Source organism: Paenibacillus sp. FSL R10-2796, assembly GCF_037965315.1.
In the GTDB taxonomy this organism is placed as follows: Bacteria; Bacillota; Bacilli; order Paenibacillales; family Paenibacillaceae; genus Paenibacillus_AQ; species Paenibacillus_AQ odorifer.
The window spans coordinates 5,664,936-5,687,638 of sequence record NZ_CP150178.1; the positions used below are offsets into that span (position 1 = coordinate 5,664,936).

At 44.6% G+C, this 22,703-nt stretch carries 18 protein-coding genes; 2 read left to right on the top strand and 16 right to left on the bottom strand.

All coding sequences use genetic code 11. The features are described 5' to 3' along the window. From NST58_RS25395 to NST58_RS25420, 6 genes are all read right to left on the bottom strand, one after another. Entirely contained in the window at positions 1 to 765 is a 765-nt protein-coding gene (locus NST58_RS25395) for an RsmE family RNA methyltransferase (RefSeq protein ID WP_076185272.1), read from the bottom strand. 179 nt (positions 766 to 944) lie between these two features. Next, complete coding sequence (locus tag NST58_RS25400) at positions 945 to 1,628, bottom strand: site-2 protease family protein (protein WP_076128966.1); 684 nt, start codon at positions 1,626 to 1,628, stop codon at positions 945 to 947. 2 nt (positions 1,629 to 1,630) lie between these two features. Further along, complete coding sequence (gene prmA, locus NST58_RS25405; protein ID WP_036683907.1) at positions 1,631 to 2,683, bottom strand: 50S ribosomal protein L11 methyltransferase; 1,053 nt, start codon at positions 2,681 to 2,683, stop codon at positions 1,631 to 1,633. 209 nt (positions 2,684 to 2,892) lie between these two features. After that, entirely contained in the window at positions 2,893 to 3,471 is a 579-nt protein-coding gene (locus NST58_RS25410) for a DNA-3-methyladenine glycosylase I (RefSeq protein ID WP_339244532.1), read from the bottom strand. Positions 3,472 to 3,575: 104 nt separating this feature from the next. Then, on the bottom strand, positions 3,576 to 5,252 hold the full coding sequence (locus NST58_RS25415; protein ID WP_339244533.1) for a DUF4179 domain-containing protein: 1,677 nt from the start codon (positions 5,250 to 5,252) through the stop codon (positions 3,576 to 3,578). Then, the gene (locus NST58_RS25420) at positions 5,212 to 5,772 is read right to left on the bottom strand and encodes an RNA polymerase sigma factor (RefSeq protein ID WP_076192119.1); all 561 of its coding nucleotides are present in this window, start codon (positions 5,770 to 5,772) and stop codon (positions 5,212 to 5,214) included. The genes NST58_RS25415 and NST58_RS25420 overlap by 41 nt, the downstream gene beginning before the upstream one ends. A gap of 154 nt (positions 5,773 to 5,926) precedes the next feature. Between NST58_RS25420 and NST58_RS25425 the strand changes: the two genes are divergently transcribed. Next, the gene (locus NST58_RS25425) at positions 5,927 to 6,322 is read left to right on the top strand and encodes a hypothetical protein (protein WP_339244534.1); all 396 of its coding nucleotides are present in this window, start codon (positions 5,927 to 5,929) and stop codon (positions 6,320 to 6,322) included. 214 nt (positions 6,323 to 6,536) lie between these two features. Here the strand turns inward: NST58_RS25425 and NST58_RS25430 are convergent, their stop codons facing one another. The 4 genes from NST58_RS25430 to NST58_RS25445 form a co-directional block, all read right to left on the bottom strand. Continuing rightward, the gene (locus NST58_RS25430; protein WP_076310171.1) at positions 6,537 to 7,448 is read right to left on the bottom strand and encodes a methyl-accepting chemotaxis protein; all 912 of its coding nucleotides are present in this window, start codon (positions 7,446 to 7,448) and stop codon (positions 6,537 to 6,539) included. Between the two features lie 639 nt (positions 7,449 to 8,087). Next, the gene (locus NST58_RS25435) at positions 8,088 to 8,462 is read right to left on the bottom strand and encodes a hypothetical protein (RefSeq protein ID WP_339244535.1); all 375 of its coding nucleotides are present in this window, start codon (positions 8,460 to 8,462) and stop codon (positions 8,088 to 8,090) included. 97 nt (positions 8,463 to 8,559) lie between these two features. Continuing rightward, complete coding sequence (locus tag NST58_RS25440; protein ID WP_036683923.1) at positions 8,560 to 8,739, bottom strand: YfhD family protein; 180 nt, start codon at positions 8,737 to 8,739, stop codon at positions 8,560 to 8,562. Between the two features lie 38 nt (positions 8,740 to 8,777). Next, the gene (locus tag NST58_RS25445) at positions 8,778 to 9,137 is read right to left on the bottom strand and encodes a hypothetical protein (protein ID WP_036683926.1); all 360 of its coding nucleotides are present in this window, start codon (positions 9,135 to 9,137) and stop codon (positions 8,778 to 8,780) included. Between the two features lie 283 nt (positions 9,138 to 9,420). Between NST58_RS25445 and NST58_RS25450 the strand changes: the two genes are divergently transcribed. After that, entirely contained in the window at positions 9,421 to 13,971 is a 4,551-nt protein-coding gene (locus NST58_RS25450; RefSeq protein ID WP_339244536.1) for a S8 family serine peptidase, read from the top strand. A gap of 1,713 nt (positions 13,972 to 15,684) precedes the next feature. On the opposite strand, the gene dnaJ is transcribed toward NST58_RS25450, so the two are convergent. The 6 genes from dnaJ to hemW form a co-directional block, all read right to left on the bottom strand. Further along, positions 15,685 to 16,809, bottom strand: coding sequence for a molecular chaperone DnaJ (dnaJ, locus tag NST58_RS25455; RefSeq protein WP_036677487.1), 1,125 nt, complete (start codon positions 16,807 to 16,809; stop codon positions 15,685 to 15,687). Between the two features lie 253 nt (positions 16,810 to 17,062). After that, positions 17,063 to 18,910 (bottom strand): molecular chaperone DnaK, encoded by a 1,848-nt coding sequence (gene dnaK, locus NST58_RS25460; RefSeq protein WP_339244538.1) that lies wholly within the window; start codon positions 18,908 to 18,910, stop codon positions 17,063 to 17,065. 175 nt (positions 18,911 to 19,085) lie between these two features. Beyond that, positions 19,086 to 19,667 (bottom strand): nucleotide exchange factor GrpE, encoded by a 582-nt coding sequence (gene grpE, locus NST58_RS25465; protein WP_036677491.1) that lies wholly within the window; start codon positions 19,665 to 19,667, stop codon positions 19,086 to 19,088. A 48-nt stretch (positions 19,668 to 19,715) separates the two neighbouring features. Next, entirely contained in the window at positions 19,716 to 20,747 is a 1,032-nt protein-coding gene (gene hrcA / locus NST58_RS25470; protein ID WP_036677493.1) for a heat-inducible transcriptional repressor HrcA, read from the bottom strand. Between the two features lie 103 nt (positions 20,748 to 20,850). Next, the gene (locus NST58_RS25475) at positions 20,851 to 21,342 is read right to left on the bottom strand and encodes an N-acetyltransferase (protein ID WP_051490987.1); all 492 of its coding nucleotides are present in this window, start codon (positions 21,340 to 21,342) and stop codon (positions 20,851 to 20,853) included. Positions 21,343 to 21,435: 93 nt separating this feature from the next. After that, on the bottom strand, positions 21,436 to 22,608 hold the full coding sequence (gene hemW, locus NST58_RS25480; RefSeq protein WP_076105910.1) for a radical SAM family heme chaperone HemW: 1,173 nt from the start codon (positions 22,606 to 22,608) through the stop codon (positions 21,436 to 21,438). Positions 22,609 to 22,703: the final 95 nt, after the last annotated feature.

Here is a 22,703-nt window from a genome sequence, read left to right on the forward strand (position 1 = left end):
TTAAGCTCCTCCCATTTCTCCCGATTCATATAAAATACAAGCAGCGGCAACCATACCCGCTGTCTCACAGCGCAGAATACGCCGTCCTAGTCCTACGGAAACCGCACCAGCTTCTTCTGCCTTTTGGCATTCCTCTGGTGTAAAACCCCCTTCAGGACCTACCACAATCAGTACCTTCCCACCAGCCTGCGGTGAAAGCGAGGATAACCAAGGGGCAACACTGCTGCGAAGCTGCAAGCCTTCTTCTTTTTCATAACAGAAATAAACAGCATCATACTCACTAAAAGTCTGTAGCAGCTGCTTCCAGGATAACGGTGAGCCTACAGCCGGAACGATGTTCCGGTGTGCCTGCTCGGCAGCTTCTTTACAAATTTTACGCCAGCGGTCCAGCCGCTTACTTTCCTTGCGTTCATCGTATTGTACAATCGTGCGCTCCGACAGAAAAGGAATAAAACCAACGGCTCCAATTTCTGTACACTTTTGAATGACAGTTTCCATCTTATCGGCCTTGGGTAAGCTCTGAGCCACTGTGATTTTTATCCGCGGTTCATGCGTCATCTCCAGGGTTTCCAGGATATTCACTGTCACTTCCCCTATTTCGATCTGAGCAATCTCAACTAACGCTTCACGGGAGACGCCATCGCTGACAATAAGCTTGTCCCCAACCTTACCGCGCATGACTTTGGCAATATGCCTTGCATCTTCCCCGTCAATTCTAACGTTATCTGCACCAAACTGCTCCGGTGTAACAAAATATCGCTGCATCTCTTCATCATCCTGTTCATGAATTCAGTAAGAAGAAACGGTAAAGACGCCTTAATAAAGACGTCACCCGTTTCTTAGAGAAATATAACTATGGATCAGGCGAAATTTAACTATCCTATTTTTCAACAAATTACATAATACAATGTTTAAGCAGGGTTGACCAGACTTCAGTCCCTACCTTAGCTGCCAAACATTCTTAGGAATAGCTGCACAAATGTTCTCGACATTTCACTAGCCCAGTGGCCAAGAGGATCAATGGTATAGGTTCGTAACCCTGGAATAAACAGAATTAATAAAAAGATAAATACAGCCCATTGCTCAAATTGCTGTAATCTGCCCCGAATGGAGCGAGGAGCAATATCCTCCACAATCCGGTAGCCATCCAGCGGAGGCAATGGAATCAGATTGAACAAGAATAAAAAGAAGTTCCATTGAATAAAGGTGCCAAAGAACAGATACACTGCTTCTAAAACGCGATCATTGGAGATCGACTCTAATACACCGGTTGCCGCAAGCACCCCATATATTAAAGCACCAATAATCCCTAGTAACAGGTTACTGATTGGGCCCGCAGCAGACACAATGACTCCCATCAGACGGGGGCGGCTAAAGTTATCACGGTTTACAGGAACTGGACGTGCCCACCCGAAACCAGCAACCAGCAGCAGTAAAATACCAAAAAAATCGAAGTGTACAGCAGGGTTAAGCGTCATGCGTCCTAATAATCTAGCGGTAGGGTCACCGAACTTATTTGCGAAATAAGCATGACTGAATTCATGTACTGTAAAAGCAATTAAAATCGTAATGAGCAGAAAAGGAAGCTGATCCAGATCTACACGTATTATACTTTGCAATATATCCATTTTTACCTCTTTCCGGCTGTAAATGCCACCCAATCTTCTTCACGGGATACTTCCATAATCTCAAAGCCGGACTCTTGTAGTGCGTTAGCCACAAGTCCTTCTTTATCCTTATAAATACCAGAGGTAATATACAAGCCTCCTGGCTGAAGTGCACGATACACATCATCCGTAAACAATACGATGATTTCTGCCAAAATATTCGCAACTACAATCTTCACCGGGAGTGTAACGCCGAGGCTATCCTCTGTTACTTGCTCCGCAGGTGTTCCCTCAAGAGTGTGACCCGGTCTAGCGGATGGCCACATTTCTCCAGCAGCCGTGTCAGCTACACCTTCACCACCTAGCAAGGAGAGCAGGTCGCTTTCTTTTACCGTAATGAACTTTTCAAGTTTATTCAGTGCTACATTCTCCCGCGCACTTTCAACAGCTACAGGGTCCAAATCTAACGCCAGCACGGATTTCGCACCGAGCAGCATTGCACCTACAGCCAATATTCCTGAACCCGTACCAACATCGATTACTTCTTCGCCGCCGCTAATATTCTTCTCGAGCGCACGCAGGCACAAAGCTGTTGTAGGGTGAGTCCCTGTACCAAATGCCATACCAGGGTCCAGCTCAATGATTGCCTCATCGGGGCTCTCAGGCGTATATTCCTCCCAAGTTGGTTTAATCGTGAGACGCTCCGATACCCTGAGTGGTTTAAAATATTGCTTCCAAGCATGCGCCCATTCGTCTTCATCTACGGTTTTCCAAGAAATCAGCGATTTGCCCGGATCAATACCGTACTCACGCAATTCTGCTACCCGTGGAGTCAGTTCTTCTATAACAGCATCCATATCCGTGGAATCGGCATAATAACCTTTGATTACCGCTTCCCCTTCTGGGATATCATTCAAGGGTTGGTCATATAATTCACCGTAACGCGTATTCCGCTCTTTACTGAGTGTTCCGGATTCTTCAATAGAAACCCCACCCGCTCCTGCTTCATATAAAAAATTCGAAATCATTTCTTGTGCATCTTCTGTTGTATGTATCGTCACTTCATGCCATAACATCTTTATGTGATCCTCCTAAAGTTTTGTGAGCGTTAGCTTCATTGATTGACTTCGTGCAAAACTGGCTTCGTAAGCATAGGCTTAGTTTTGTGAGCGTTAGCTTCATTGATTGACTTCGTGCAAAACTGGCTTCGTAAGCATAGACTTAGTTTTGTGAGCATTCGCTTCATAGTATAACATTTCTTCTTGGGGTAACGCCAAACTACAGATCAACGCTCTGCCATGCCCGTGCTGCTCCTGCAAAAGCAATCGAGCAAATGATCATCTACCATCCCCGATGCCTGCATAAAAGCATAACATATGGTAGAGCCGACAAACTTCATGCCTCGCTTTTTTAATGCTTTACTCATTGCGTCAGACTGAGCCGTTAAAGCAGGGACATCCGCACGTGTCATCCAATGGTTAAGCGTAGGCGCGCCCCCCACAAAGCTCCAGAGATAATCTGAAAAGCTGCCTGTTTCCGCACTAATTTGCAAATATACTTTTGCATTACGAATGATAGAATCAATCTTTAAGCGATTTCTAATAATCCCGGGATCGTTCATCAACTCAGCGATTTTCGGCTCATCATAATGCACAATCTTTTGCGGATCAAATCCATCAAATACCTCTCTGTAATGTGCCCGTTTTTTTAAGACGGTGTACCAGCTTAACCCTGCCTGCATGCCTTCGAGCATAAGTAATTCAAACAGCTTCCGGTCATCATACAGAGGTTTTCCCCACTCTTCATCATGGTATGCGATATATAAAGGATCCTCATTAACCCAAGCACAGCGAGTGATTTCCATCCTTTTCTCTCCTTTACGCTAATCCTCGCTGAGTCCACTCAGCATCTACTCACTGTAAACGAAAAAAAGGGAAGAACACAAGGTTCCTCCCTAAAAAAGATTTTCTATGGCCGCAGCTGCACTCTTGTTTCTTTATCCGGATCGTCAGTCGTATAGAAGAATATATAAATAGAAGCTTCTGTACCTTTGAAACCCTTGTAAACATCAATGGCCTTATTGTTTCCATCCCCAGTGAAATTAACGGTCAGAGGTTTACCTAAAATACGCTCTTTCCCCAGTCCGATATGGGTCTGGTTAATTCCACCGAAGCGAGCATCTTCACTTTCAGTCTCTACATAAAGATCGGCACCCTGCATATAGTACGTCCATTTTACCGGATATCCGCTAAGCTGCTGGATAAGCGTCTGTTTCTTATCAGATATATTCGTCAACAGAAGTGGTGTTTTTTCGTCCTTGTTAATTTTATAGCTGCCGTGCTGAGTCACCTTGTATTTAGCAACAAAGGTAATTGGCGTCTCTTCTGTGATTTCAAGGTCAACTGGCCGCTCAAAACGAAGCACTGTTAATTCCGGCTCACCTTCTGGAGATCTCCAGAAATTGCCCTCCAGCGTCTTGCCTGCTACTTCAAGAGTAGACTTTTGATACGGGAAATTGTTGCCTTTCTCTTTACTTCTAATAGCGATTCGAATTTGAGTAGGCGTCACTACCATTTTCTCCAGCGTGTAATTAGGTTCGCCCTCTTCTAGCGGCAGATTCAATGAAGTATTTATGGTTCCGCTCTCCATCTGCTTTTTGCTTAATTGAAGATCAAAAGCTAGGGGCCCCTCAACCTTTTTCTCTTGTTTCATGTACTGCAGCTTGTAATTCACTTCTCCGCTGGAAATATCAGCCGCCTTAAAATATTGCTGGGACGTATATTCCCCGTTTTCTCCCGGTGTACCGAAAGCACCTCCAGCCAGCGAATTTATGAGCGTTCCGTTTTTGTAAGCGACTATATTTGGAAAGGCCCATTTTTTTGTTTCTGGCTGATCAAAAATGATCGCTGAAGAGAATAATATTTTTTCTTGTCCTTGGGTAAATGGTTTCACCTCTATGCTGCGCATTCCTTCCTGTCCAATAGGAAAATTTTGTGTCTCCTGCGATTGGATATCCAGCGGTAAATCTAACTCCTGTGTGCTAAAGGCTTGCAGATTATCTGCAACTAGTTGCACATTCACAGTATCCTTTTTCGGTGTCCAATCACTCTCGAAATATCCGTTGTAATGTTGATTTTTCTCATCCCATAACACATAACTGAACTCACTAGGACCATTCGCCCCATCTACGCCCTTCAAAGTCATTCCATTAACATTCCAATTTTCATTTTCCAAGCGTTTTCCTACATCCAAAGTGAATAAGATAACCGTCCGATTCTCATCCACAATCGCTGTATGTAGCTTCAGAGTTACTCCATCCTGCGTCACTGACTGGTTCAGTTGTTGTCCGAGATTTTGGGCCAGCGCTGCTTGAACGCCTCCTCTCCCATGGAGCAAATTATCCCAATCATAATGCACTGCTGCATATACGGGTGCCGCTGCAATAAGTACTGAAAATGAAGCCACCACAGCTATTTTACTCCAGTTTCTCCCTCTGTTCCCGCTACCATTCGCCATACGAAGTTGTAGGGGAGTCATTGTACTGTTTTCTTGCTCTAAACGTCCCCACATGCGTTCAAAATCTGGATAAGGCACGCCTTTATCTTCATTTAAACGATGCTCCAGCATATTTTCTAACTTTTTCAAAAGCTTCGCCCTCCTTTAGTTCAAGTTGAACCCCAGCCTCCTGCAGGATTCTCCTCATTACCGTTAGCCCTTTATGCAGCCTAGATTTGGTCGTTCCAAGTGGAATGGACAGCAGATCCGAAATTTCAGCCAGACTGAAATCATGCATATACCTAAGTGTGAGCACCATCCTAAGTTTGATAGGGACCTTGCTCATATATTGCGCCCACTCGACCTCCGTCTCACGCTGCTCAATCTGCTGCTCCACAGCTGTTTCTGCCGTTTTATTAAAGAAATGAAGGTTGTCCGTAATCTTCTGTTGTAAAGTCCGTTTTCGTTTCAAATGATTGAGGCAATGGTTGACCGTTATTTTCATAATCCAAGCCTTGATATGCTCCACATGCTCACGATTACTGCGAAATACGGTAATAAAGACATCCTGAGTCAAATCCTCTGCATCCGCCGCGTCATGCACCATATAGTAGCAAGTCCGGTATACATCTTTATTGTAGGTTTCAAATAACTCCCGGTTACTCTCCAAATTTTGCGCCCTCCTTTCTTGACTGAGATATCTATATGACAACCAATCCTTGGAAAAGGTTCGTTTTTCTGAGCATAAACTATCGCTACTCTTAAAGACATAGAGAAAATCAAACAGGCTTAATAATCTGAATGAAGCAAATGGAGGAAGGACAATGACTCTTTTAACTACTGGTCCGATAGAAAACAATGTTAACTCAGAAAACAACACAAGACTTACACAACAGGTCACTGTCAAAATTGCTAATGGTAGCGGTCAGATTGCTTCCACAGTTCTGATCGAAGGCTACTACATGAATGAAGAAAGAATTCAATATGTAGGCGATCTGCTAGATGTGATGCCAAATCAGGTAATAACTAAAAAATATTTTGCGGATTTTAATACCTTCGAATTTTTTTTCACAACAGCTAGTTTGCCAGACCATCCAATCCAACTCTCATTTTGGGGTAAAGACAGTGCAGAGAAATTAGTAGCCCAGCATCGATTAGCTACAGCAGAATTACTTGGATATGATGGGGCAACTGGGGCGACTGGGGTGACGGGGGGCTAAAGGTGGGACTGGCTCTGATGGGGCGATTGGGGACACCGGAGTTACTAAGGTTAGTGTTACTGTAGACGGAGTCATCACAAATCATAGATATATGATTCCTACCTTGATTGTTAACAAAATCGGATAATACCAACAATAAAAGGGTCCATCTCTTTTAAGTAGGAGACCGACCCTTTTTTGCTGATATTCAATCTATCAACATACATATTAACAATTAAAGGATATCCATAACCTCGCGCGCTTGTGTGTCGAGATTTTGTGCAGAAGAAGCAATCTTCGAAAAATCCTCCAACGCTACCAGAACCTGCTGCTGACTATCTTCTATATTTTCTTGCACTTGATTTGTTCCTATAGAGATCTTTCCAATTTCCAGCGTGATCGCATCCACACTATCCCGTACCTTTATGATCGAATCTTGTACCATGGAAGATAATTTTCTTACTTCTTTTGCCACTACGTCAAAACCTCGCCCATACTCCCCCGCATGAGCTGCTTCAATAGCTGCATTTAGGGCTAATAATTGCGTTTGCGAAGCAATATCGCGAATCGTTTGCACGATGCTATGAATCGCTACAGCTTGCTTTTCAAGATTAGCTAAAGTATGTGTATTTTCTATCGATACTTCGGCGATTTTGTTGATGCTTCGTAATAATTCTTGACTGCGCTCAATACCTAAATCTGCTCTTTGATTCAAGCTGTCTGCCATCTCTTGCATCCGTTGGACAACATTACTCATGTTGTTTTGTCTTTGGGTGATATTAGTTGCTATTTTAGATACTCCGATGACTTGTTCATTGCTTTCATCAAATACTGGCATGTAGGTGGCTTCAAGCCAAACCGCATTTCCTTTCGAATCCATTCGTTCGATCTTATCCTGAAAACTCTTCCCTGTAAAAAGATCCTGCCAAAACCGTTCGTAACCTGGGCTATCTGCGAAATGTGGAAAACAGAACTCTTTATGATGCATTCCGTACATTTCATCTTTTTTATATCCCATGGAATTTGCAAAAACTTCATTCACATAAGCTACTCGGCGATCAAGGTCAAACCGGATAATAGCTAAATTTCTTTCTAAAGATCTAACAACAAGCTCATCAGTAACTCCTTGAGAGTGTACCAGCCCCATTCTAATTCCCCCTGAAAAAATTCAATAGTTGATTGGTCGTAGTTAGTATATTCGAACAATTATACATCCTTAATCTGTAGTGTGATATTAGCTATTTTACTTAAAATATTTATAACATCTGCAGACGTTAATATACTCGAAATGATGATAATTAGGGAAAACATCCCTAATGATGTGCAAGATTCGAATGTTCATCTATCTTTTTGGGAAATACTCCCCAAAAACTCATGAAATCAGGTCTTTTTCTATCTTTTCAGGGGATTTTCAGGGAGGTTTGCCCTAATTTCATTTTCCAACAGAAAAATATCTACAGCTACGTCGACTATGAGACCCCCAAATTCTTCTTAGCGGTAACCTTACTTATAAGCTAAAAAATTGCCTAACTCAGTTCATTTTTACTGATCTAATAACAAAAACCCCAGCTGCAAATATCAGCTAGGGTTCAAACTCTCAATTTCATTTTCAAATTCCTATCATTCTCAATCCCATGTAGCAAAGTATGGAAGTTCCTCCGATTCAAATGCACTCCAGCCGGACTGCGGCGCAGCAAGCCACGCCTACCTTCGCCTTCGTGCAGCAGTTATCTGCAACCTGGGCGAATATTTTCCTTCTCCCATTGTACACACATTCAAAATTATCTTACTTATTGGACTTATAATCTTTTATTTTAATCCCCAAAACCATATCCTTCTGATATGCGTCAGCTTGCTTCAAACCAATAATCCTTGGGTCTGAAGGGTAGTGACGTTCAAGATATAACAAAAATGCGTGATGAAACCTAATTTCGGCATCCAATTTATTCAGTTCATTCGGATGATTCTCTAGTTCGGTTAATTCTGCTTCCCATCGATACAAATCGCTCGCCTCAGAGCGCTCCATACGAACCTTCTCTGTCAGCTCCCGCAACTCAAGATAGGCGCGTTTTACTTTTGGAGAGTACAACTGCTTCTGGTTCAAATAGGTTAATAATGCGATCAATAAGGCTAACCCTGTCCACAAAATAACGTTATCCATCTTCTCCCCCCACACTTAAGCTCTTCGCCCTAATTATACATGCCCAAACGCAAAAATACCCCACAAAGTGAGGTATCCGCCTTAGCTTTTTTAGCTGCTATTCTTTCTTCATAATCTCATTCAGCTGACGTTTGTCCGCTTCTTGTGCGCGATCCTGAGCTTCAATATCATCAAGATCGGCTTCCGCCGCCGAGAATTCTACATCCTCTGCTTTAGCTTCGTATAACATTTTCAATTTCTCCGTCTTGGAGAAGATTTGTGAGTTCTCTCTATCCATTGTTCGTCTCCTTTCTTTTTACTCAATGAAGTGCCTGATCAGACCATCCCGCCTGCTTCTTCAATTAAGCGCAGAGCCTGATCGTAGGACTCCGTATGCACAATAACCGTAAGCAAAATATCTCTCCCCGTTGGACCACCGTTACCACCATGACTCATCCCGCTAGAGCTGGTGTCCGCAGCTGCAAGTATGCCTGTGTGTGCATGCTCAGCAGTCATGGAGTCCATTCTGGCCACATTGCCTGTCACCGGATTTACCCCTGAGCTAAAGCTGGTACCTCCATATCTACTGAAGCGATCAATGGAAACTTCAATGGCCCGAAGTGCACGAAGCTTGCGCGCGACCCCTTCGGCTTCCTCTGGACTTTTAAAATATGCCAAAATATATCTTTCCGACATCTTATCCCCGCTCTCGCTTGAAATTCAGATATCTGTTGCATTCATTTATATTGTCTTAATTTCATTTGTTTTATGCTCTGATTTTCTTATATTCCACTTATCTACTGGGAATTCGACATTTTCCTCAACGCTTCGCTACAATATGGTACTAAAGTTGTATATTCGATTTGAAGTTATAGCTGTAGAATAAATTTAATTTTCATAATTTTTTACATTTTATATTGAGGAGGAGAACCACAGACACATTGTAATACAAAAAATTCATTTGGGAGGATGAACTTATTTGAAACGTACCTTTAAACACTCTATTCAAAGATTTGGTATTGGAGCGGCAAGCTTCGGTCTGGCTGTGTCTGTTCTTTTTCCATCAGCTGCATTTGCGAACTCATCCCTTGAATCTTCAACCCTGGTTACGGATATACAGTCTCAAAGTGTGACCCCTCATAACTATGCTGGAGTACTCAAAGGTTCAGCACCAGTTTCAGTAATTGTGGAATTGACTAATAAACCAGTCAGTGTGTATGTAAATGAGGCAAAAACTTATTCTTTACGATCCTCAGTCTCCTCACAACGCAGTAAAATTATCACAGAGCATAAAAGCTTTATTTCCTCAACACAGAAAATCGATGCCGATATCGGTTTTGAATACAGTGAGATTTTTAACGGGTATTCCATTACGCTGCCAGCCAATCAAGTAAACAAGCTGTTAGAGCTTCCAGGCGTTGCGGCTATCTATCCAAATGAAGAAGTACATGCACTAGCAGACAGTGTTGAAGTAGCGACATTACGTGTTACACGTTCCTATTCAGACAGCGGCAAGCTAATAGGCGCGGACAAACTACATGATTTAGGTTACACAGGCAAAGATATACAGGTAGCTGTTGTCGATACTGGTATTGATAAGAATCACCCTTTGTTAAAAGATAATTATAAAGGCGGCTATGATGTATATGATCAGGATGACGATCCGGCTGAAACAGCCCCTGATGCTAACTTCCCTCCAAGAGCAGGTACTCCTTACGAAACCTCGCATGGTACACACGTTGCCGGGACAATTTTAGATGTGGCACCTGAGGTAGAATTGTATGCGTATCGTGTACTTGGTCCCTATGGATCTGGTTCCACAGCAGATGTAATTGCGGGTATTGAGAAAGCAGTCGATGACGGAGCAGATGTTATTAACCTTTCTCTAGGCTCTAGTGTCAACCAAAGCTATTCCGCGAGTTCAATCGCGATAGACAATACCGTAAAATCGGGCGTGAACGTTATTATTGCCGCCGGTAACGCTGGACCGGATGCAGGAACACTGGGCGAGCCCGCTGGTGCCCAACTCGCGCTTAGTGTTGGAGCTTCTACTACTCCGATAAATACCCCTTTCTTTGATATTGGTGATGTTAAAAAGATTCCCGGGACATTAGCCAGTTACTCCCCAGATTTAATCGATAATATTGCTGGCAGTATGATCGTTTTCGCTGGTCTTGGGAGTCCTTCCGATTACAAAAATCTGGATGTCAAAGATAAGGTAGTGCTTGTTGATCGGGGCTCGCTGAGCTTCTCAGACAAATCTCTTAATGCCAAAGCTGCTGGTGCGAAGCTTTTGCTGATTGCCAATAATGAGCCTGGTGAAATCAGCCCCACCCTTGGTGCGCCTGGGGATTACATTCCTACCTACGGAATCAGTCAAGCCGATGGCAAAAAAATAAAAACTCAGATGGCTGCTGCTAAAGATATAATCAGTTACTATATAGCGCTTGAAGTAAATCAGTTAGCAAACTTCAGTTCTATGGGTCCAGGGATGCCCGATTATCTAATAAAACCTGATGTTGTAGCGCCCGGAGTCAATATCAACTCGACGATCCCTAGCTGGGATGGGAACTATGACCATGCTTTCGGCTTAAAAAATGGCACTAGCATGGCAACCCCACATGTTGTAGGAGCTGTGGCTTTGTTACTGAGTAAAAACTCTGATCTGAAGCCAAATGAAATTAAAGCTCTGCTGATGAACAATGCTGATCCTATTTTTAACCGTGATGGGAATTCTTACTCCTTGTACCAACAAGGTGCAGGTTTAATTAATCTGGAGAAGTCGATAAACGCTAAATCCATTGCTAAAGTCGGTGAGATCCTTAACAGCGGTCTTCCGGGTACTGTTGAAATCCCTTATTACACAGGTTCCTTATCCTTCGGCTTACAGCCAAAGGGTGTTACTGTAACGAAAGCTGTCTATGTAGAGGACTTTAAAGGAAACGGAGAAACATACACCCTGTCCACCAAATGGCTGACAGAAGCTCCTACTGATATTAGTATTGATTTTGCACCAAACAGCGTTACCTCAGGGGCAGATCAATATGCACAATTTACACTCAATGTATCTAAAACAGCAAAAGAGGGCGCATATGAAGGCATCCTGTTACTTACCTCTGATACAGAAACCCTTCGTCTGCCATTTAACGTTGTTGTAGGTGACCAATTTAATGTAGCACCTATTAATCAGCTCTCTTTTGAAAGTCCACAAATTTCACCTAATGGTGATGGTCGCTCAGACGACACCACCTTTACCTTTTCTGTCAATGAAGAGCTGGAAGGCATAAGTTTCGTTGCCTCTTCAAAAGATGCTCCCGCAACAGTTTTAGGTGAAGTTTATGCGATCGATGAGAAGATCTATCGTGGTGTATACGAAGTTCCAAATTGGGATGGAACATTAACAGACCTGGAGACCTCCGCCAAGTCTACTTTAGCAGATGGTCACTACTACATCATTCCTGTGCTTCCCAATGGGCAACTGCTCGAGAAACAAAAGGCCGAGTTCACAATTGATACCGAGAAGCCGCTAGTTTCCGGCATCACCATTGAGGAGTATGAACGCGAAGCGCCAACCGATCCTGGCGTGGCACAAATTAGTGGTTTCATTGATGATGACCTAATGGCCTATTATATTTCTAATACAAACCCTATTGGAAACTGGTTTACCGTATATGCCGAAGGCAAACATTATGATGGGAATGCTTATAAATTTGGCGGTGTGATTGCAAATAACGGTGCCTTTACCATTGATGTTCCTGTTAACGAGGGGCTAAATGAGTACAAAGTCCATGTGGTCGATAAAGTTGGCAATGGTGCAGACGACGATGATTACGTTCAGCGGCTGCTTTATAGCACAGGGGACGGTACTTTCACAGTAACTCCGGCTCTTTCTGCATCCACCATTGAAGTAGGACAATCTGTGACCGTTAATTTAGATTATTCCGTGACAGATGAGGTTTATGGCGTCTATGGGGCTTCATTCGGTGTCATATACGATGATTCCCTTGAAACACCGGTAATCCAGCCAAGCGTACAGCTGGTTACGTATCAAGAGGAGCATTTCTCTAGTGTTCCACTTACAGAATATTCACAAACGTATGATCTTGGAGACGGCCACAAACTGACACAATATAGTGTCAATCTGTCAGGAGGTGCTTATCACGGCTCTGGCTCACTAGCCCAAATAACCTTCGAACCAGCAACAGCAGGAGATTATTCCTTTGAGCTATATGATGTCCAGATTTGGAATGATGCCACAACATCAACTATCCCATCTGGTTTGAGAACAGTAAGTGTAACTGTAAACACACCTGAAAAACCTACACCAACGCCGACACCGACACCAACGCCAACGCCAACACCATCAGCAACGCCAGATCCAACAGAAACACCAACACCGACACCATCGCCTACATCGCCTCCATCTTCTGAGTCGTATGTACCTACAGCAACCAGCACTCCCACTCCTGGACCTTCTTCGAAATCCGGGAAGCTAGTAGAGACAGCCGATCCAGCTGGTGGTAAAGCTTCAGCGGTGTTTAATATCTTAGATACTGCATTAACAAATTCGATTCAGAATGCAAAAGATAAGACTTCTGTACTTGATCTTAGCGATGTGAATTTCAATAAGTATAGCCAAGTCGTTATTACGCTTACCCCGGCGCAAGCTGAACAGTTGAAGAAATCGGAGAATGCACTCAGCCTTAACGGTAATGGATTCAATGTTCTTATTCCAGCGGCAACCCTTCCGGATTTCATTAGCAGCAGTGGTTTGTTGCTTACGATAAGTCTGGCTGATGCTAGTGATGCAGCAGTGTTATCAGGAAGCTCAGCTGAGATCAATATTGGTTCTTCCATTCTTACCATCAAAAATGGTTGGACAACCGGAAAGCCGGTTACCCTTCAGCTTAATCTAAAAGACAGCAGTCTACGTGATGCTCGAAAAACTGCCGCCTATGCAGAAACAAAGGATCATAAATGGTCCTATCTGCAACCTGGATCTTTCTCTAAAGAAGGTATTCTACAGTTTACAGTTACTGGCGACGGCTCATATAGCGTTGCATCCCGTAATGTAAGCTTCAAGGATATCGGCACACACTGGGCTAAAGGCGATATCGAAGTTCTTGCTGCTCATGGCATCATTGCCGGCAAAGGAACCGATGGCAGCTTCAAACCTGCTGACACCTTAAATCAAGCGGAACTGTTAACGCTCTTCGACCGTCTACTCGGAAAAGGTGACACATGGAATACTCGTATCAAACAAAGTGGTTCACGCGATGTGCTGACTCGCGAAGAAGCAGCCCTTATCATAGCTGAGGCCCTAGGCGCTGATCTTACAGTAGCTAAGACTCCTTTGAGCTTTAAGGATGCCGACAACATCGCTGCAGAAGCACGTAACGCCGTAGCCTATGCTGTAAGCAAAGGTTATCTCAAGGGCGTTGGTGCGGACAACTTCAATCCACAAGGCACTCTGACTCGTGCACAAGCAGCAACGATTCTGAGCCGTGTGTTTGAGGACCTACGTTCTTAAACAGTATCTAGTTGAACTCTCAAAGAAAGCCCCAGCAGCCATTTGGCTGCTGGGGCTTTCTCGTCTTAAGGTCACATCTGGGCGCATACGAGACAACTATCGGACACAGTTGCACTTAAACACTGAATTATGCGACATTTGCCATGCCAACGGACCCCATAGTCGCTATTGGCACGAAAGACACCAAATATGAGCGTGTTTCTGGGCAATAGCTGCACTGGAGTCCGAAACTTCGCCCAAAAGGAGAAAAATGTGCTAATTGCATCAGCTGAGTCCGACTTCGCTCAAAAGGCGATAAATTTGCAAATAGCGTCAGCTGGGTCCGTATGCCTCCAGCGTCTTCTGGGTCCTATCCACTCAGATGATTATTCTCAGCGCTATCGGACACAGTTGCACTTACACGCTGAATTATGCGACTTTTGCCATGCCAACGGACCCCATAGTCGCTATTAGCACGAAAAACACCAATCATGAGCACTTTTCTAGGCAATAGCTGCACTGAAGTCCGAAACTTCGCTCAAAAGGCGATAAATTTGCAAATAGCGTCAGCTGGGTCCGTTTGCCTCCAGCGTCTTCCGGGTCCTATCCACTCGGATGATTATTCTCGGCGCTATCGGACACTGTTGCACTTAAACGCTGGATTATGCGCTATTTGCCATGCCAACGGACCCCATAGTCGCTATTAGCACGAAAAGCACCAAATATGAGCGCTTTTCTGGGCAATAGCTGCACTGGAGTCCGAAACTTCGCTCAAAAGGCGATAAATTTGCAAATAGCGTCAACTGGGTCCGTATGCCTCCAGCTTCTCCGGGTCCCATCCACTCAGATGATTATTCTCGGCGCTATCGGACACTGTTGCACTTAAACGCTGGATTATGCGACATTTGCCATGCCAACGGACCCCATAGTCGCTATTAGCACGAAAAGCACCAAATATGAGCGCTTTTCTGGGCAATAGCTGCACTGGAGTCCGAAACTTCGCTCAAAAGGCGATAAATTTGCAAATAGCGTCAACTGGGTCCGTATGCCTCCAGCTTCTCCGGGTCCCATCCACTCAGATGATTATTCTCGGCGCTATCGGACACTGTTGCACTTAAACGCTGGATTATGCGACATTTGCCATGCCAACGGACCCCATAGTCGCTATTAGCACGAAAAGCACCAAATATGAGCGCTTTTCTGGGCAATAGCTGCACTGAAGTCCGAAACTTCGCTCAAAAGGCGATTAATTTGCAAATAGCGTCAACTGGGTCCGTTAGCACACGTAGATAATTCAAAACAGATAGTGTGTTAAAAAAGCTGGCAGACCAGTCGGGGGTTTCAAGGTTACAGGGTTCGCGGTTCGCGGTTCGCGGTTCGCGGTTCGGGGTTCGCGGTTCGCGGTTCGCGGTTCGCGGTTCGGGGTTCGCGGTTCGCGGTTCGCGGTTCGCGGTTCGCGGTTCGCGGTTCGCGGTTCGCGGTTGCCGGGGTTACCGAATTTACCGGGGTTACCAGGTTTACCGAGGTTACGGGATTGGCCGAGTTAGCCAAACACGCAGAATTTCGCAGGTTCAAGCATCACAGCTCCTCCAAAGATTTGCATGAGGTTAGTTAACTGGCCCTGCCCTAATCTCATGCCTGGACAAAAACGCAGAGCAGCGATCCCCCAAGAACGGGAGGATCGCTGCTCTGCTGTCTTTTTCTATTCATTTACTGAATGAATGAGTTAGGATATCAGTCCCCGCGAAACGCACGTTTCACACGATCAAAGAAGGACTGCTCGTGCTCATGTGTGTTTTCTCCGTTCAGAGAAGCGAACTGGCGTAGCAATTCTTTTTGCTCTTCATTGAGCTTGCTAGGTGTCACAACAATTACCCGTACATGCTGATCACCTTGGCCAGATCCACGCAGACGTGGAACACCTTTACCTTTGAGGCGGAAGAAAGTGCCTGTTTGCGTTCCGGCAGGAATCTTCAGCTTCACTTTTTCGGTTAAGGTTGGAATTTCAATCTCATCACCAAGTGCTGCCTGTGCAAACGTAAGCGGAACCTCGCACATAATATCATCGTTCTCACGCACGAAGAAATCATGCGATTTGACACGGATAACAATATACAAGTCTCCAGCAGGACCGCCGCGTAAGCCGCCTTCGCCTTCGCCAGTCATGCGCAGCTGTGCACCGTCATCAACACCGGCCGGGATACGCACATGGATCTTGCGTTGCTTTTTAACCTTACCCTGTCCGGCGCAAGTCGTACATTTTTCCTTAATAATCTTACCTGTACCACTGCAATGTGAACAAGGACGACGATTACGCATCTGTCCAAGCGGTGTATTCTGTACGAATTCCTGTTGTCCACTACCATGACATACGGAACAAGTCTCTGGTTTAGTGCCCGGTTTAGCCCCGGAGCCGTAGCAGGTATCGCAAGTTTCTGTACGTGGAATAGTAATATCGGTTTCTTTGCCGAATACCGCTTCCTTGAATTCAATGGTCATGGTATACTGCAAATCCCCACCGCGCTGCGGTGCGTTAGGATCACGGCGTCCGCCGCCTCCAAAGAACATATCAAAGATATCGCCAAGCCCTCCGAAGTCGCCACCACCGCCGCCTCCGAAGCCGCCCATACCTTGGTTAGGGTCAATATGGCCATATTGGTCATATCTAGCTCGCTGTTGTCCATCACTAAGAACATCATAAGCTTCTTTTACTTCCTTAAACTTAGCTTCAGCGTCATCTGCTTTATTCACGTCTGGGTGATATTGGCGCGCCAATTTCCGGTACGCTTTTTTCACCTCATCGTCTGAAGCATCTCTACTAAGGCCAAGCACTTCATAATAATCGCGTTTATCTGCCACTGCTTTCACCTCCGTGCATACATACTCAAATTCCTTATTACCTGTCAAACAAACCATTATACGATAAAACCTCAGGATCTGACCATCCAGATTCAGCGATGTTTATTCTTACAATATCAGAAGGCGCATTCGCAAAGAGTGTGCAATCTGATATTACAAAAGGAAAGTCAAAACACGGGATGACCCGGTTTTGACCTTCCCTTCTTAACTATATAAGAATTTATCAGTTTCCTATTACACTTATCGTATAAGGTTACCCTTGATTCTTATCTTCGTCAACAACCTCATAGTCAGCGTCAACTACATTATCTTTTTTAGGAGCGCCTTCAGCGGCTCCAGCGCCACCTTCAGCACCTTGCTCAGCTTGAGCAGCTTGTTCGTACAGCTTCATGGACAACTGTTGTACAATCTCAGTCAATGCTTCTGTAGCTGCATTGATTTCTTCAAGATTGTCAGTTTCAAGTGCTGTTTTAACTTTATCTTTAGCTTCATTTGCTTTTTCAACATCAGAAGCATCAGCTTTATCGCCAAGGTCTTTAATTACTTTTTCAGTAGAATACACGAGTTGGTCAGCACCGTTCTTCGCTTCCACCAGTTCTTTACGCTTACGGTCTTCCTCAGCGTGAAGCTCGGCATCCTTCATCATTTGTTCTACTTCTGCGTCGCTCAGGCCGCTGGAAGAAGTGATAGTGATTTTTTGGCTCTTGTTCGTGCCTTTATCTGTTGCAGATACATTTACGATACCGTTGGCATCAATATCGAAAGAAACTTCGATTTGTGGCACGCCACGTGGTGCTGGTGGAATCTCGTTCAGCATGAAGCGTCCCAGTGTCTTGTTGCCATTTGCCATTTGACGCTCACCTTGCAGCACGTGAATCTCTACGCTAGGTTGGTTGTCAGCAAAGGTTGAGAATACTTGGGATTTGCTTGTAGGAATCGTAGTATTACGCTCGATCATCTTCGTGAACACGCCACCTGCAGTTTCAATACCCAGGGAAAGCGGAGTTACATCAAGCAATACAACGTCTTTAACATCACCAGTCAATACACCCGCTTGAACAGCAGCACCAAGAGCTACTACTTCATCCGGATTCACACCTTTGTGTGGTTCTTTGCCAGTAAGCTTTTTGATAGCATCTTGTACAGCTGGGATACGTGTAGAACCACCAACCAGAACGATTCTAGTAAGGTCTGCAGGGGTCATGCCAGCATCAGACAATGCTTGACGAGTTGGTCCCAAAGTACGTTCTACCAGACCAGCAGTCAGTTCATCAAATTTCGCACGAGTCAAGTTGATCTCTAAGTGCTGAGGTACGCCGTCAACCACAGTGATGAACGGAAGCGATACAGTTGTTGTCAGTACGCCTGACAATTCTTTTTTCGCTTTTTCAGCTGCATCTTTCAAACGTTGTACAGCAGATTTATCTTTGCTCAGATCAATGCCTTGCTCTTTTTTGAATTCGGATACCAGGTAATCCATAACCACTTGGTCAAAGTCGTCGCCACCCAGCTTGTTGTCGCCGCTTGTAGCTTTTACTTCGAAGAAGCCATCACCAAGTTCAAGGATGGATACGTCAAAAGTACCGCCACCAAGGTCATAGACTAGAATGGTTTGATCTTCGGATTTCTCCAGACCATATGCCAAAGCTGCTGCTGTTGGCTCGTTCACAATACGCAGAACTTCCAAACCTGCAATTTTACCTGCATCTTTGGTAGCTTGACGTTGGCTGTCATTAAAATAAGCAGGAACAGTGATAACTGCTTGAGTAACAGTTTGGCCAAGATAAGCCTCTGCATCGGATTTCAGCTTTTGCAGAATCATTGCCGAAATTTCTTGTGGGGAGTAGTCTTTACCATCAATGCTTTCTTTATGGTTAGTACCCATGTGACGTTTAACAGAGCTGATCGTACGATCAGGGTTAGTAATCGCTTGGCGTTTAGCCGTTTCACCGACGATACGCTCGCCGTCTTTCTTAAAGCCTACAACCGAAGGGGTTGTACGCGCGCCTTCTGGGTTTGGAATTACTACGGCTTCGCCGCCTTCCATAACGGCAACGCAAGAGTTCGTGGTTCCTAAGTCAATACCGATAACTTTACTCACAATAATTTGCCTCCTCTAAAGTTATATGGAGCCTAAGCTCAATAAATTTATAAAAATATCAAAAAAATTCGATTGATAATAAACTATCCGGGCAACAGCCTGCAATCGGATAAATAGTAGGCAAAAGCACTGCTGCTTTATGGCGAGCAGAAACTGCCCGTCCTATATAGACAGACTACATGCTGACTTTGACCATGGCCGGACGAAGAACTCTATCTTTCAGAAGATATCCCTTTTGAACCTCTTCTGTAACGATCCCCTCTTCGTACTCCTCGCTCTCAACCTGCATAATAGCCTGATGGTATTCAGGATTAAAAGGCTGTCCTACTGTTTCCATAGCTGTAAGCCCCTCAGCCTTCAATACCCCATCCAGCTGACGGAAAATCATATTAACGCCCTTCGCGAAAGCTTCGGATTCAGGATTAGCTGGAGTAGTGACTAACGCACGCTCGAAATTGTCCAGCACGGAAAGCAATTCCGTCAGGAGCTTGGAGGTAGCATATTGAGCCAACTCTTCTTTTTCCTTCTGGGTACGACGACGGAAGTTATCAAAATCAGCTTGTGCACGCAGTGCACGACCTTGATATTCATCAGCAAGATCCTGTAGGCGTTTCACCTCAGCACCTGTATCTGAAGCACCTTCACTAACGTTTTCAGCTGTAAATGAGTCGGCATCTGAGACTACTTCAGCCACAGGCTCCTCATTGATCAATTCCTCTTTGAATTCATTAGAATCTTGAACTTGTTCCTTTTTCAAGTTGTCTTCACCTCCTTAAAATCATTCACGAAATCATGTTGACTCTGTTCACTTATACCAGTGCGCCAGCATCGCTGTCAAATCTCGGGATAAAATGCCCAAGATCCCCATCACTCTTGCATATTCCATACGGGTCGGCCCAAGGATCCCAATGCTTCCTAGTGCCTGCCCATCAAGTGAATAAGTGGCGGTGATCAGACTACAGTTAGCGAACGCTTCGTGATTGTTTTCTGTTCCTATTCGTACTTGAATACCTGTGCCACCCACTGTAGGGGCCAGCATTTTGAGCAGTGTCGGTGTCTCTTCCAGCAGATCAAGAATACTCTTCACCTTGTCTACGTCTTTGAACTCAGGCTGTGTCAGCATATTCGTTGCTCCGCTGAGATAGATGCGCTGCTCTTGATCGCTTTCCAGCGCGGTGTCCAGCACCTGCATTAATTCTTCATAATGTGAGATGTGACGCTGCATTTCTTCGCCAAGCTCGGAATAGAGCCGAGTCTTCAGCTTATAGAGTGGTACATTGACCAGTTTACTATTCAGTAGGTTAACCACTTTCTCCATCTCGGAAACAGAAATCTCCGGCGGAATGTTCACCGTACGATTCTCAACTTGCCCCGTACTTGTGACGATAATGGCCACAGCGGTTGTATCATCTAGTGGTAACAACTGAAAATGACGCAATGAAGTATGAAAAACCTCCGGTCCCAGCAGGATGGAAGTATAATTCGTCATATTGGAAAGAATCATCGCCGCATGTTGGATTACCTGCTCCATTGCATTTAGCTTCTCGGCAAAAAAAGCGCGGATCGTGCCCATTTCTGCCGTTTCGGCGGAATTCCACGGTACCAAATGATCCACATAATATCGGTATCCTTTATGGGAAGGAATTCTTCCCGCCGATGTATGAGGCTGCTCGAGATAACCTAAATCCTCCAGGTCAGCCATTTCATTTCGAATCGTAGCCGGACTGTATCCTACATCTCCCCGTTTAGAAATGCTGCGAGATCCTACTGGCTCTGCCGATGAAATATAATCATCCACAATTGCATTTAGTATCATTCTCTGGCGATCAGTTAACATGTTATTCCCTCCTATCGGCTGTGGCTCCGATTCGTTAGCACTCGACTCAGATGAGTGCTAACCACTAATACAAAAATACCAAACTGACATTGACGTTGTCAAGTCAGTTCAGTATCTTAAGCACTGCTATTTCATCGCAGGCATGCTGCTTTTTACAATTCACGCAATCTGTCCATACTTTTTCAGGGAAAATCTCTTTCTGGACGACTTCAAATCCATTTCTAAGAAAAAAATCAACAGCATAGGTTAGTGCCATAACCTTTGGGATTTTCTGGTTCCTAGCTTCCTCGACCAGCTTCGCCAATATCATGGAGCCTACGCCTTTACCCTTGCCTTCATCATTCAATCCAATTGAACGAATCTCTACGAGATCATTCCCGAGCTTGAAAAGTGAACCACAGCCTACGAATCTGCCTTCGATTTCAGCAACTACGAATTGATCGATCTGGCGTGTCAGCGCCTGCCGGGAACGGGGCAACATGATGCCGCGCTGGGCATACTCTTCTATCATTAGATACAATGGCTCAACGTCTTCTACCACAGCATTTCTACAAATTACCTGTGCGTCTCCCGCTGGAGACGAATGGCGAATCATTTCCGTCTTGGCAAGCACTTTGGTTCACCCCTCTGTTGATAATATGAATAAATATACAACAGAGTGAATTACAATTCAAGGGGTATTTTAAAATTAAACTTCTGTCAGGGCGCCTACAAATTCAGCAAAAACATCGTTCCCAAACAAGATTCCTTGCTTGCTGAGTCGGTAAACCCCTGCTTCTTGTTCCAACAGCCCTGCATGCAGCATTTTATGCAAGGATTTCTCGAATACTTCCTCTATTGAACGCCCGAATTGCGCCTGAAAAGCTTCATTAGAGACGCCCTCATGCATACGCAAGCCGACCATCATAAAGTCTTCCATCGCTTCTGCTTCTGAGATTGGGTATGCATCCAGTCGTGGCAGCCCTTTACGTGTGGCTTCTACATATGGATTTACGCCCTTAACATTAATATGCCGCTGACGTCCCACATATCCATGCGCTCCTGCTCCTAGACCATAATAATCTTCATTACGCCAGTAGGTGATATTATGGCGGCTCTCCATTCCTGGTTTCGCGAAGTTACTGATCTCGTATTGATTGTAACCCGCTTCCTTCATAGAGGACATCAACAGGAGGTACATTTGCAATTCATCTTCTTCATTAGGAAGAGGAAGCTTGTTCTTATTAAACAGCGTGTGAAAAAGAGTATTCTCCTCCACCTTCAAGCTGTAAATAGAATAGTGGGGTAGATCCAGCTCCAACGCCTTGCGGATACTTTCGCCCAACATCTCAACAGTTTGATTAGGCAGCCCAAACATCAGGTCAACCGAAAGATTATTTAGTCCAACTGCACGTGCATTCTCTAGGCTCCGGTATACATCATCTACATTATGAATCCGGCCGATGCCTGTGAGCAGCTCGTTCTGAAATGCTTGAACACCAAAGCTCACCCGGTTCACGCCGCCTTCTTTCATAACCGTCAGCTTGTCCAGATCCGTTGTTCCAGGGTTAGCTTCCATAGAAAACTCAATATCTTTATCCCAGTTGGGGAAATGCGTGCGAACAGACTTTAAGAAATAAGCCATTTCATCAGGTTTTAAAACAGTGGGTGTACCTCCGCCGACGAAGATCGTTTTGATAACACCCGGAGGGGTGTTCTTGACGGTCTGCTCCATCTCTCGATCCAAAGCTTCGAGATAATCCATAACTGGCTGATCCTTGAGTACATAGGAATTGAAATCACAATAAAAGCACTTATTAGTACAAAAAGGGATATGAATGTATACAGCCTCAGGGGGACGGCCATTAGTCTTCGTTGTCATTAGCTGTCTCCTTTATATAAAAATATCGTTTGAATAGTGTAATCTAAAAAACAAGAAAAGGGAAGCCTGACGGCTTCCCTCCGAGGGCGTTCATT

Bases quoted from the DNA above. Each gene is read 5' to 3' on its own strand.
- NST58_RS25395 (WP_076185272.1), bottom strand. From the start codon at position 765: ATGCAGCGATATTTTGTTACACCGGAGCAGTTTGGTGCAGATAACGTT.
- NST58_RS25400 (WP_076128966.1), bottom strand. From the start codon at position 1,628: ATGGATATATTGCAAAGTATAATACGTGTAGATCTGGATCAGCTTCCT.
- prmA (WP_036683907.1), bottom strand. From the start codon at position 2,683: ATGTTATGGCATGAAGTGACGATACATACAACAGAAGATGCACAAGAA.
- NST58_RS25410 (WP_339244532.1), bottom strand. From the start codon at position 3,471: ATGGAAATCACTCGCTGTGCTTGGGTTAATGAGGATCCTTTATATATC.
- NST58_RS25425 (WP_339244534.1), top strand. From the start codon at position 5,927: ATGACTCTTTTAACTACTGGTCCGATAGAAAACAATGTTAACTCAGAA.
- NST58_RS25430 (WP_076310171.1), bottom strand. From the start codon at position 7,448: ATGGGGCTGGTACACTCTCAAGGAGTTACTGATGAGCTTGTTGTTAGA.
- NST58_RS25435 (WP_339244535.1), bottom strand. From the start codon at position 8,462: ATGGATAACGTTATTTTGTGGACAGGGTTAGCCTTATTGATCGCATTA.
- NST58_RS25440 (WP_036683923.1), bottom strand. From the start codon at position 8,739: ATGGATAGAGAGAACTCACAAATCTTCTCCAAGACGGAGAAATTGAAA.
- NST58_RS25445 (WP_036683926.1), bottom strand. From the start codon at position 9,137: ATGTCGGAAAGATATATTTTGGCATATTTTAAAAGTCCAGAGGAAGCC.
- hrcA (WP_036677493.1), bottom strand. From the start codon at position 20,747: ATGTTAACTGATCGCCAGAGAATGATACTAAATGCAATTGTGGATGAT.
- NST58_RS25475 (WP_051490987.1), bottom strand. From the start codon at position 21,342: ATGATTCGCCATTCGTCTCCAGCGGGAGACGCACAGGTAATTTGTAGA.
- hemW (WP_076105910.1), bottom strand. From the start codon at position 22,608: ATGACAACGAAGACTAATGGCCGTCCCCCTGAGGCTGTATACATTCAT.